We start from the raw sequence: 12,846 nt of genomic DNA on the forward strand, positions 1-12,846 counted from the left end.
TGGTCCTTTATCTGCTATTCACTCAATACATGATTGTGGTGAGCCAAACTTATTGAGTATTGCTGAAGTGTTCCAACAGTCGTGTCATCGTTTCATTATAATTGGCCGATAATACCTTAATATATTTGGCTTTCAGTATGTTACGAAGATAATGAGCATTAATAGTACGTCAACCTATTTCTATTAAGCAAAGTATTCTTAAATATTATTCACTTAGTGCTGAGTATTAAATAACATATTGACCTTATTTAAATGTCTTAAAATGTAGGTATAAAGCGGGCTCACTTGAGGTATAAGCGATCCTGAAACATGTACTTTTGCTATTTTTTGGGTAAAAATAGGTGGCGTAAACATATTCACACAACACCTTTTTAAGATCAGCACGGTTATTAACGTTTCGCAGTAATGCTATTCAGCATTTCTTAAATATCTCAATGAGCAACTAAAAGGATAACTGATTATGGTCAAGCTGAACAAAATCATGGGCTTTGGTGCACATCTGTTAATGGCGACAATTCTTCTTGGCCTGGCAAGCTGCGCGCAATTTGATGCGCCTAAGCATTATGCGGTAAATGGTCAACTTGGTGACTATTTAGTCAATCAAATAAATCAGCAAAAAATCACGAGTCGTAGTGAGATTGTCAGTATGCTGAAAGATCCTAGCATCAGCTCAAAAAAATCTAATCGCTTTCTAATACAAAATGAGCAAGATACGGCAATACTCCTCAAAGAAATCACTACCTCACAAGATGTAACACAGGCCGTTATCAGATTGATTGAAAGTGATTCAAAAATGGCTAGTAAATGGGTAACGCTCGCTTTACGTCTATATCCAATTGATGCGTATCGAATGCTAGAACAGTTATATGCTGACTCAACAATCCAAAGTACGCTTTTAGAATCAGCTGCGCTTAAAGCTGGACTAGATCCAGCCAGATTGTTTCCCGCCACTACATCAAGTGATTTAGACCATAGGATTGTGCCACTCATTCATTCCGCGAGTATCACCATTTATAACCAAAGCGAAGATACTGATACACGACTGTGGTTTAAGCCATCTGGAGCAACCCAGTGGACACCGGCTTTAGCGTTAGAATGGGAGCCGATACAAGGGGCTCTATCGGGGTCAATCGTGCGTTTGGAACCTCAAACCGTATACGAGGTAAAGCTGGAATATGTAGAAAATGGTCAAATTATCGATCAGCAACAATACAGCTTTCAAACTCGTCCTAACTCCCCACCTATTGACCCAGATAAGATTTACTATCTCTCTGATATATATACAGGCGGACAACTCGATTTAACAACCTTGGGTATTCAAGGCAGCGAAGAAGGGTGGGCGCTGATTATTGGTGATGGTACTGAGATCGTCGCTGCTGAAGGTGACAATGCCGCCATTGATATAGGTGGGCAGAGTTACATTAAATTCGAAAACATAACCGTGAAAGGGGGCAGATTGTATGGCATCGGTGCCAAACAAGCACATCACTTATGGATAGACGGCTGCGACATATCTGAGTTTGGACGAGCTGCAGGTGATATGCGCGATGGTGTGGCTTATGAGAATGTTGAAAGTACCAAGGCGATAAATTACGACTCCGGTATCTTCCTCCAAGAAACAGGGGTAGTAACCATTGAAAACTGCGAAATACACAGTCCTAAGGGCAAGGCAAATCATTGGCAGTACGGGCATCCCTATGGCCCTAGCGCACTATTGTTGGCTGCTCGTCACTCGGTAGAGGAGTACCGAGGACAATACATTATTCGCAATAATCGGTTTTATGGTACTGATGCTAAAAGATTTAACGACGTCATTGAAAGCCGCGCAAATGCGCGTTCGTGGGGGGGCTTTCTTAGAGATTCGGCGATACATAATAACTATCTTGCTTATGCAAATGACGACCTCATCGAACTTGATGGTGGGCAAAGCAACGTGTTGTTTTACGACAATGAACTAGAGCAAGGCTACTGCGGAATAAGCGCGATCCCCAATATGTTGGGTCCAAGTTATATCTTCAATAATTATATTCACAATTTAGGTGATGAAAGACAAAAAGCGTGGGCGGCCATAAAGCTCGGTGGTTTAATGTCAGCCCCAGCAGGGGTGGTTAATATTTTCGAAAATTTGATTGTAACCAGCAGCAATGGCATTACTGCGTCTAGGTTCGAAAGTGATTATACTTTCTGGGTTAATGCAAGAAACAATGTGTTAATCCATGATAAATATTGGACCAAAATGGGGCAGGGCATATACGATGTTGAACAATATGCTAGTTCAGAATTCATCAATAACCTTATCTACAATAGCAGTTACCAAGCTCCTGCAGTGCAAGCTAATATGGGATCTGACTTTTACCATCCTTGGTCTTATCAACTATCACAAATAGAAAATATCAATAGTACTGGTGCAAGTTTTGACTTAGAAGTCGACGAGCGCTTTATCATTTCCAACTTCTCAAGCACGTCGCCTGCGAGCCAAAGCATATTAGCTCAAACTAACTCGGGTGTTGGCGAGTCGAATGCTGCGATCAATTTTAACGATACAGCCATAAAATCATTCGATACCCAGGACGAAGCTGGGGATTATATTATAAACGATACAGGCGCTACGCTTACCCTGCTTGGAAATACATGGAAGAGTGTGCAGGGGGAATACGAAATCACACCTCAAACAACCTTGACGTTCGAGCTGAAAAATAACGGAGCAGGTGAAATCGTGGGTATTGCGTTTGAGAACGACAATCAACTGACAAGCTCAAGGCTATACAAATTCAGCGGTACCCAGCAATGGTCAAATAATGCTTACAAATATACCAATGTCGGCGATTTTCAAACCATCACTTTGCCCATAGGTCAAATGTCTACCGGAGAGATTGATAGACTCGTTTTCGTTTTAGACGATGATAATCCCACGGGGACCCTGGCCGAAGTCTCATTCAAAAACGTCAAGTTTATAGAGCCCACCGCTACTCAACAAAATATTGTTAATTCAATAACTCAAGTCGGGATATCGAATAAATAAAATGTGACGTTGTGAAAAGTGAATAAATTTAGCGTAAGTCTTCAAATTGTAGTGCGATAGGATTAAGAATATAGTTGAAACTAACTTGTTTCTATCGCCAAATTTTGACATTTCTTTCAATCAGAAATACGTTAAAAACTATATTTGGTTAATGTCGACAAGGATGAATTATGAAAGTTAAAACGTTAGTTAAGCATATATGCATTTTCGCTACTTTATTACTATGTCATTCAACAAATGCCTCGATCATTAAGAAAAACGATTTTTCTCTCGATACCTCCACCAATATAATTACCGGTAACGGACTGAATTGGACGCGTTGGGACACCCTCGCGGGTGTGTCAATCAACCAAGCTTTAGGCTTGTATGCCGCGGACGGTTGGCGACTCGCCTCCAGTGATGAAATAATAGGCATGTACAGCCACTTTCTCTCTGGGGTTAACTGGTCGATGGCCCAAGGTGAAAACAGCGGAGTGAATGATTTTATCTCGGTAGATGACTATAAGGATTTAATTACTATTTTCGGTGTTAGTTTCAACGAGTTCGGGGGGATGTCAAACATAATATTTGGCAATGATGTGGATAACGACGGAGCCTTTCGTTCAGCAGGGGCGTATTACACTGATTGGGACCCTGCCGCGGGGATCTATCCGGACTCAAGACGTTTAACGGTAGACTTTTCATCCGGCTATTACAGTGTGCAACTAGTCAGAGCGATAAACGTAAGCGAACCCAAACAGATCTGTTTTTTCATGCTCTCACTTTTACTGCTATTGGCTACGAAATATCGAAAAGCTATTCGCTAAGCGCTTATAAAGGCTCTGAGGATGTATGGGGTAAGACGGACTATTATTAAAGGCAATTATTATTGCCTTTAATAACTTAATTCATACGTTGAGCCGAAAAATTTTTAATCATTATTTCTAAATGATGACTCAATAGCTCTGACTTTTACTGTTTCACGTTAGATTCACCAATGCTAATGAGACTCACCTCTTGCCTTTAAAAAACATGCCTTTCATTTGCTTCACTTCTTCAATTGTATGTTTATAAAAAAATAAGAAACTAAATAATGGATAACTTATACATCCCGCTATTATCAGTAACACTAGCAATAAGACTTGATTCGAAATGACTGGGGTTAAAAACTGTTTAATCAGCATAATGCTTACAAACATGGCAAACGCGCTAAAGTAAGGCGGGAAAACAGAAAAAATCAATTTCTTGATATTAATTGAAACGTGCTGGCCTACAATTTTGAAACGTATAGGAAGTACTAAAAAGTTCGCAATCACAATGCTAATCAACATGGTTGTAATTCCAAACCAAATGGTACACCCCGCTACTAATAAACTATTGGTTACACTAATAATAGTTAATTTAAATGCGTCATTAGTTCTGCCTTGAGACACGAGCAAAGTAGGCAAAAACCATCCGATAATGGCAGGATACATAACGAAGGCGGATATACTCATAAAAACAGCACTTTGACTAAATTTATCTCCGAAGATAATAGTGACAAAAGGGTCTGCTATTGCCGCTAGGCCCATAAACATTGGCATAACGATGGTTGCAGTAAGAGCAACCAGCTTAATGTACAAATCGCCGACGTTTGCTCCTTCTTTCACGCGAGAGAAGCTGGGAACGACCATAGAGTTGATTGAGCCCATTGTGATTTGGTTTATCATGGTTTCGCCTCTTTTTGCTGCATTAAGCAAAGCGAAATTGGCTGGCCCCAACACTAGACCTGTAAATAATGAGCCCGTTTTTTGGTTCACAGTCGATAAAACTGCTGATCCCAAAAGCGGTAAGCAAAACTCTCTTAGCTCTTTCTTATACTCATTATTAAAATAAAACTTGGGGGTAAAGTCAGCGATATATGACATGAAGAACAACTCTAACGAGGCGAGTACTAGGCGGCCAATAACCAATGACCATAATCCGTATCCAAGCTCTGCAAGGGTAATAATAACGATGGCAGAAAGAATTGAAGCGATAAACTTCACTACGCCCATCTGCTTATTTTTGAAATCTCTTACCAGCTTACCGTTAAAAACAACTTGTAAACTCAGTAAAATAGTTATCGGCGCCAAGCTCATAAAGACATAGGCTGCTAAGTGTGAGTAGGTGTAATACGCAATTGGAGCGCCAATAAATACTAAGCCAGCTGCAACGACCATAGCAAGGCCAACCACATAGATCATAGTGCTTGAAGCGTACTGCTCATCCCAATTTTTGCGCTGTACGATGTTTTGGTTGACCCCGGCATTTACCGCGATGTTCGCAAATTCAACAAAAAGCATACAAAACGCCACTAAACCAAAGTCTTCCAAACTGAGGATACGAGCAAGATAAACAAACACTGCAAAATCAATAACATTTATCCCGGTACGCGTAATCGAAATCCATAATCCACCTTTCGCGGCCTGCTTTTTTAACGACATTCAATAACTCTCATAATAATCTTATAATTCTAGGTTCGGTGTTTTTACGCCCGTAAATGACTCAAGGTCTTCATTTCTCATTTCTGCAACTCGTTGGCGTTTTAAATCGCTAGTAAACTATGTGGGGTTGATGTAAATCGCGATTATGCCACAGCACTAATCGAGCCACTTTGTTGAGCTGAAGTATTTTGCGGGTACTTAAGAGTTTACCTTTTTACTAGCATGTTGACTCGGCCTATTGTAATCAAATTTTGTATCAAATTCATGACATTACACAGCATGTAATGAGTGTAAGTTAAGTTTGGCTATCTTTTGTAATATCGATGGCTGATTCGGAGCAATATTTCATGACGTTTTTACGAGATATTAGCGGGTAACATTTGATTTTGAACATCAAATCAAATGGTTTTGCTTTTTTTTTAGACAATCCAGAGCCATGACACAAACCTTATTGCATGGGCGAGTTATAACTCATATTATCTTGCTCCATAATGGAGTTATAAAATCGGAATAATATGAAACATCGTCAAGATATTGATGGTTTGCGCGCGATAGCAGTTCTTGCTGTGGTACTTTTCCATTTTGGTGTAACGGGTATGTCGGGTGGTTATGCTGGCGTCGATATATTTTTTGTCATCTCTGGTTTTCTCATTACCTCTATTCTAATGAAAGATGCAGAAACTCAATCTATTAGCTTTCTAGGTTTTTATGAAAAACGTATTAGAAGGCTATTTCCAGCCCTTTTTGCAACCGTACTGGCTTCTTTCATCGCTGCATATTTTATCTTTATGCCCGATGAATTTAGGGAGTTTGGCAGAAGCGCCATTGCCGCCATCGTTTATCTATCTAATGTATTTTTTTGGCTCAGTAGTGATTATTTTCAGGGCTCTTCGGAATTAAGCCCATTATTGCATACATGGTCGCTTGCGGTAGAAGAGCAATTTTATTTGATATTTCCCGTCATTGTGTGGGCAAGCTATAAATTGGGTAAACGGGCTTTTTATTGGTCTGTAGCCTCTTTATTCACATGCTCATTCGTTGCTTCAATATGGTATATAAGCATCTCTGCTAGTACGGTGTTTTATTTGTCTCCCTTTCGATTTTGGGAGTTACTAGCGGGTTCCATAGTTGCCATTGCATTCAAAGAAAACCTTGTCCCCAACGCAAAGATAGCAAGTTGGTTAGGAGTCTTAGGCCTGATTTTGCTTGTTGCGCCTATTTTTGTTCTCAATAAAGAAAGCTTATTCCCAGGCTGGGCGGCAGTACCTTCTTGTTTAGGCACGGCTTTACTGATTTGGGCGAATGATCAGAATAAATGGATAGGCAAGCTGCTCAAACTAAGATTTATGCAATTTACGGGAAAAATTTCCTATTCAATGTACCTTTGGCACTGGCCCATCGTAGTGTTTTACGGTTACTGGATTATTAGGGATCTTGTTTGGTGGGATACGCTTTTATTGGTAATCGTGACCTACGCCATCAGTCATTTATCCTGCAAGTACCTAGAAGCACCGTTCAGGCTCCATCGGGGTGACATTTTGCGCCCGCTAAAAGTCTACTCAACGTCCATTGCATTTAGCTTCGTTATATTTGTTCTTGGTGTATTGGTTTGGAAAGCAGACGGTTATAAAGCCAGATTCCCTCACTTTGTTGAACAACTCAACTTGAAGGACGCTCATAAAGAGAGCGGATTTGCAGGCTGCTTTATTAAAGAAGATCAGTTTTATAATGACAATTGGAGCTACGATTCGTGCGTTATGACAATGCCCGGTGCAACAGAAACCATTTTACTGTGGGGAGACTCACATGCGTTTCATCTCATCGGCGGACTCAAAACGATTCAGCAAGAGCTAAATGTGAATATTGCGCTTTACGCCAGCGCCGGTTGCTCCCCATTGTTTGACACCGATATTCCGCGCAACCCCCAATGCCGAGCGAACAATGAATTTGTCAAAGAGCTTATTGATACCCATAACATCAATGGTTTGGTTTTGGCTGGAAATTGGGCTTGGGCATTCAAAGTCGAAGACCCTGATATCGATTTATCGAGTGTGCGCTCAACATTTACTGCACTGACTGAAGCGGATAAAAAAGTGTTTGTTGTTAATCAAGTCCCCATTTACCCCGTAAAGAACCCTGCGTTCTTAGGCATGCGCCTGTCCACTTCATCCAAAGCACCACAAGATTATCTTTTGGCCCCTGAGTACGGTGTAAAGGCTTCCGAACAAATAAAATCGTTATTACCAGATGAAAATGTATTTAGCCCACAAGATTTATTGTGTGAAAAGGGCAAGTGCCTTATATATCGTAATAAAGAAATAATGGTCAGGGATAGAGCACATCTTTCTAGTGCGGCCAGTATATATATTGTGCAGTCAATGGCACCTAAATTAAAAAATGCGCTAGGCCTAGGTTTGAAATAAGAAACTATTCGAGCTAATGAGTGCAAGATTGCGCGTATCCTAGCAGGCGCGTTACACCTGCTAGGACCTTTACATATTAATTTGCTTTTTAGATTACTGAAACGATGTAAATAGCGAAAACCACTTATTTTGAATTGAGGTAGTGTCAGTGGTCGCTGATAGGACAACACTTTCATGGGACATTCGCTGATATTCTGAGTCAGATTTCAAAATACTGCGTATCGCATCTCTAAATGCCTCTTGTTCGAACGGTTCTATTAAAAAGCCGTTTTTACCATCGACTACAACTGATTGAGCAGCATCAAATGTATTGAAAAGAACAATAGGTAAACCTTGGCTTCTTGCCTCTATAAGCGATTGGCCATAACCTTCATAATATGAAGTCATGACAAATACGCTGTACTCCGACAAGGTTTTTGCAACATCATTGGTTTTGCCTAGAAACCTAATGTTAGGAACGTTTGAAATTTTCTTCTCTAACTGATTAACTTCTTCACTAGAGCCCGCGCCATATATATCAAGCGTCAGCTCTGGCATCTTCGCCACAACGTCAACCATAGCTGCAAAGTTCTTCTGATTTTCGGCGATCCTGCATATAGTAACCAGCTTGTTATTCTTATTTTGCCGCGGCGCTGTGGTGGGCAACTTACATGCTCTGGGTATAATAAACATCTTGCTGTCTTCGACCTCAAATCGCTGGCACAGTGCTTTTTTGTCAAATGAGGTATACAACGTTAGCGCGTCAACTCGATTAAGAATTTTTTGGGCTAATGCTTTTAGAATACGTCCCTGAAAAAGCTCTTTGACGCTATTAGACTGAACTAAAATGATTTTAGGTTTGTGTTTGGTGAGTAAAAAAAACAGCAAATTTGCCGGGTGATAAGTGATAACAACGTCGTACTTACCCCGTACAGCTTCTTTATAAAAAACAAACGCTTTATTAAGCGTAGCGAGAAAGCCCGATTCAAAATGAAGCTTCTTCTTAATATCAAATTCAGTACGAGGAATTTCAATTTCTTCAACAGGAGGCTCTCTATTGTACAGCTCATAAAATGCAATATTACCTTGCTCAATAGAGAGCTTGATAGACCTAACAAGGTTTTCAATGCCACCAAAACCTGAGCATCGATTAGGATGATAAGACAGTACCGATAGTTTCTTCATATGAATAAATTCAACACTTAATTAAGTAATAATGAGTGAACGTGACCTTCGATTTAATCAGCAAGAAGGTCAGACCATTGTTTTGCTATGACATTATCTGAATACGTTAGATCTGCCAGCGCTATAATTTCCTCGCGAGGATAAGGCACCAAACCCGCTAAAGCATCACCAAAGTCTTCTACTAAGTGCACCAAAGGAAATTCACTCTTAACATTTCGCGCATACTGCGAGTCTTTTAGCACTACATTAGCGCCATAAGATATGGCATGGTAAAAGGTTCCACTAACGATCATTGATGCCTCTTCGTGCGCTAGAATAACGAACGTAGCTGAGGACAGAAGGCCATTCAGCTCTTCAACTTCCATAAAGCGGTTTTCGTACTCCACTTTAGGAAGTCGGTCTGCTATCAATGAAGTTATTTCACTATTGAGTTCTGTACTCTTGCACTTGCCGATTATTTTGAGCTCACGTTTAGGGTCCCAATTTTTGAGAATGAGTGGGACATTTTTATAAGGCTTAATATTGCCGAAAATTAAATATCCAAAAGGAGCTACTGATTGAGCTTCGGTTTTTTTATACAGAGGATGAGATATAACCTTAGACTGGAATTCTTCTACCTTTCGGTGAGTAACAATAGTATCGCTGAAAAAACTAATCGCCCCACATAGAATGCGGTAACACAATTTACTATGTTCCAAATGGGGTTTGTAATTATGCCTTACCCAAACGATTTTCCGATAATATAAGTTGGCAATGACCATGCCCAAAACGACGCGCAGTGTTTCTTTAGCTTCGCCCAAAAACCCTTTTTTTAAGCAAGGATAATCTTCTAACCAATTTAAAATAAGAACGTCAGACCGTTTCCCTTTGAGCCACTTTTGCAACATGGTTTTAGGAGACAGTGCAACAAACTCCACATCAGAAAATTTGCTTTTTAGTATGAGTGATAAGTTCAACAAATATTCGTTGTCCCCTTGGAATTTAGGGAAAATACAGATGTTCTTGTTAGCTTTACAATTTTGCATTATTTGATACTTTCTCAGCTATATATTTCTAGTTTAATTCAACATTGTAAAGTCATGCAGCCCTGACAGTGCGCGGAAAATACACCAATATTGGTCGATGGCTGAGTGTTGAACAATGTAAGTTTTGCTCTAGTACACACCGTTCATTTAATTTGCCTAAACCTGGCGGGGCCAGCTCAGTAGGCCACTTAGCTCTTTGGTTAAAGCGCTTCATTACCTAATACACGTGCACTGCACATATATTGCAGCATAAAACGTTCACATTTTTATACTGCCCGCGCCATGTTATAACGCTAAGCTAAAGCAGATCATACAGCCGTGCCATGCATATTTCACCGATTAAATGCAGTAAACCTATATGATTTATTGAACATTATTTAAGTACACCCTTGACTTGTACCACCGATATTTGTGGCGCAACAATTAGCATTAACTGTACGTTGGGTAAACTACAACATTAGAAACGTAGCGCTCTTACGCGATGATACAGAGTTTAAAACTTATCGATGCGAATAAAATTCTGCGTTTAATCACAACAGTCGTTATAATCATCGACCTAGTAATATCACTGATTTCAAAAGGCAAGTTAAGACCTGGTAAAGCAAGAGTGATTTCCCCTGACTTTTAATCTTGGTTAAAAGTTGAAATTAAGTACAGCAATGTAGCGTAAGTAACATAGATGAGAATTGGATTATGAAATATTTAGTCACTGGAGCAGCTGGGTTCATTGGAAATTATGTCGCTGAAAAGCTTTGCGCAGAGGGGCATGACGTTATTGGGTTAGACAACCTTAACGATTACTATGACCCAAACCTAAAGTTGGCGAGACTTAAACGCATCGAGCATTGTAAAACATTTACGTTTGTTAAGGCCGATATTTCTGATCGCAACACTATTGCAGCATTATTTTCTCAAGAAAAATTTGACCGCGTGATACATTTAGCAGCGCAAGCTGGGGTGCGTTATTCGATTGAAAATCCAATGGCGTATATAGATTCAAACCTAACGGGTATGGCTACCATTCTCGAAGGTTGTCGTCACAACAATGTCGAGCATTTAGTTTATGCATCTTCTAGTTCTGTTTATGGTGCAAATAAAAAAATACCGTTTGCCGAAGGTGACCGTGTAGATTATCCGGTTTCACTTTATGCAGCGACCAAGAAGTCGAATGAACTCATGGCGCATACCTACAGCCATTTATATTCGTTGCCTACAACCGGTCTGCGCTTCTTCACTGTGTATGGCCCCTGGGGCAGACCAGACATGGCGCCATTCTTGTTTACTGATGCTGTGGTAAATGACAGAGCGATTAAAGTTTTTAATGACGGCAAAATGCAGCGAGACTTCACTTACATTGATGATATCGTCGAAGGAATTTTACGTATCCAAAACGTAATACCGAAACCGCGCGAAGAGTCAAACAGTAGCTCTGAATCTTCGCCTTTCTACAAGCTATACAACATCGGTAACAACACGCCTGTCGAATTAGAAGCGTTTATTGGCTGTATAGAGAATGCGCTAAGCAAAAAAGCGGTGAAAAATTACATGCCAATGCAGGACGGCGATGTCGTAAGAACGTTTGCTGATATTACAAATTTAGAAAGCGAAATCGGCTTTAAGCCCCAAACTGAGCTCCAAGATGGAATCAATAACTTTGTAGGCTGGTTTAAGCAGTATTATTCGTAGCGTGTTGAATAATGAGCGCTTAGTTAGGAAAGGCCACTGGATTGCAAGACGATGTAACGGCCCATGTGTCATAATGGCGGAATATCATTTTGCTAATGTGGCCGTTAAATGACCTATTCCAGATTAACCCGAGTGACAGTTTAAAATTTATTAGCGTTGGCGTTATTATTGCTTGGGTGGAAAAGAGTTAATCAAGTTATGCTGGGCACGCGATAATGAGCCTAGCATCAATTTGTCAGCGATCAGGTGGCTCTCTCGTTATACAAAGCAGGGAATCGTATTGAAATAGTTAAACGAGATGAATCAATGAAATTAGAAGAAGTAGTAAAAACAAATGTCGGCGGATTAATTACCGCATGTGTTGACCGCAAACAGTTAGTTGATTTGATGGTGTGTCGCGTTTTGGATACACGGGCGGGTGATATCAAATCGCCTCTCGTTATTTTTTCATCAAATGGCCACAGTATCTCTATTGCCAATAGTGATCCTGAAATGGGCCGTATGCTTAATGAAGCCGATATACTGCATGCCGATGGGCAAAGTGTGGTGAGCTTTTCACGTTGGTTTAGTGAAAAGGAGATACCGGAACGCAGCGCTACCACAGATACCATTCATGACGTCCCTATGATGTCACCAGAAACCGTTAAACATTTTCTTCTTGGGGCGAACCAAGCAACCATTGAAAAATGCGGCAATATTATGTCAGAAAAATATAATAACTTTGACGTTGTCGGCACCCAACACGGGTATTTTAGCGAAGCAGACGAAGATGAGATTGTCGCCAAAATTAATGCTTCAGGTTGCGAAGTGCTGTGGGTCGGGTTAGGAAAGCCCAAAGAGCAATTGTTTATCTTGAGAAACAAAAGCAAGTTAACGGTTCCCGTCATTATCTCGTGCGGCGGCTGCTACAATTTTGTCACGGGCGATTACAAACGTGCTCCCGCCATCTTTCAAAAGCTAGGGTTAGAATGGCTACACAGAGCCATGACCGAACCTAAGAAGCTGTTATGGCGATATATCACGACCAACCCCCATGCCATATATTGTGTCATTAAACATCGCTACTTTGTTTAGGGAATAAA

The 12,846-nt window shown here is 40.4% G+C and carries 8 protein-coding genes; 5 read left to right on the forward strand and 3 right to left on the reverse strand.

The genetic code is table 11. The features are described from left to right. The first annotated feature begins 460 nt into the window (after positions 1-460). Positions 461-3,022 (forward strand): right-handed parallel beta-helix repeat-containing protein, encoded by a 2,562-nt coding sequence (locus PATL_RS05520; RefSeq protein WP_011573942.1) that lies wholly within the window; start codon positions 461-463, stop codon positions 3,020-3,022. A gap of 170 nt (positions 3,023-3,192) precedes the next feature. Beyond that, complete coding sequence (locus PATL_RS05525; RefSeq protein WP_011573943.1) at positions 3,193-3,828, forward strand: hypothetical protein; 636 nt, start codon at positions 3,193-3,195, stop codon at positions 3,826-3,828. 183 nt (positions 3,829-4,011) lie between these two features. On the opposite strand, the gene PATL_RS05530 is transcribed toward PATL_RS05525, so the two are convergent. Beyond that, positions 4,012-5,466: an oligosaccharide flippase family protein gene (locus tag PATL_RS05530; RefSeq protein WP_011573944.1), complete on the reverse strand. Its 1,455-nt coding sequence runs from the start codon at positions 5,464-5,466 to the stop codon at positions 4,012-4,014. Positions 5,467-5,981: 515 nt separating this feature from the next. Between PATL_RS05530 and PATL_RS05535 the strand changes: the two genes are divergently transcribed. Next, entirely contained in the window at positions 5,982-7,889 is a 1,908-nt protein-coding gene (locus PATL_RS05535; RefSeq protein WP_011573945.1) for an acyltransferase family protein, read from the forward strand. A 93-nt stretch (positions 7,890-7,982) separates the two neighbouring features. Here PATL_RS05535 and PATL_RS05540 read toward each other — a convergent pair whose 3' ends face one another. Then, positions 7,983-9,053 (reverse strand): glycosyltransferase, encoded by a 1,071-nt coding sequence (locus tag PATL_RS05540; RefSeq protein WP_011573946.1) that lies wholly within the window; start codon positions 9,051-9,053, stop codon positions 7,983-7,985. A 53-nt stretch (positions 9,054-9,106) separates the two neighbouring features. Next, a complete protein-coding gene (locus PATL_RS05545; RefSeq protein WP_011573947.1) occupies positions 9,107-10,078 on the reverse strand; it encodes a hypothetical protein in 972 nt (323 codons plus the stop codon). A gap of 693 nt (positions 10,079-10,771) precedes the next feature. Here PATL_RS05545 and PATL_RS05550 point away from each other — a divergent pair. Further along, positions 10,772-11,764 (forward strand): NAD-dependent epimerase, encoded by a 993-nt coding sequence (locus tag PATL_RS05550; protein ID WP_011573948.1) that lies wholly within the window; start codon positions 10,772-10,774, stop codon positions 11,762-11,764. 306 nt (positions 11,765-12,070) lie between these two features. Then, positions 12,071-12,838 (forward strand): WecB/TagA/CpsF family glycosyltransferase, encoded by a 768-nt coding sequence (locus PATL_RS05555; RefSeq protein WP_041713410.1) that lies wholly within the window; start codon positions 12,071-12,073, stop codon positions 12,836-12,838. Positions 12,839-12,846 lie beyond the last annotated feature (8 nt).

It is taken from the genome of Paraglaciecola sp. T6c, from assembly GCF_000014225.1.
In the GTDB taxonomy this organism is placed as follows: Bacteria; Pseudomonadota; Gammaproteobacteria; order Enterobacterales; family Alteromonadaceae; genus Paraglaciecola; species Paraglaciecola atlantica_A.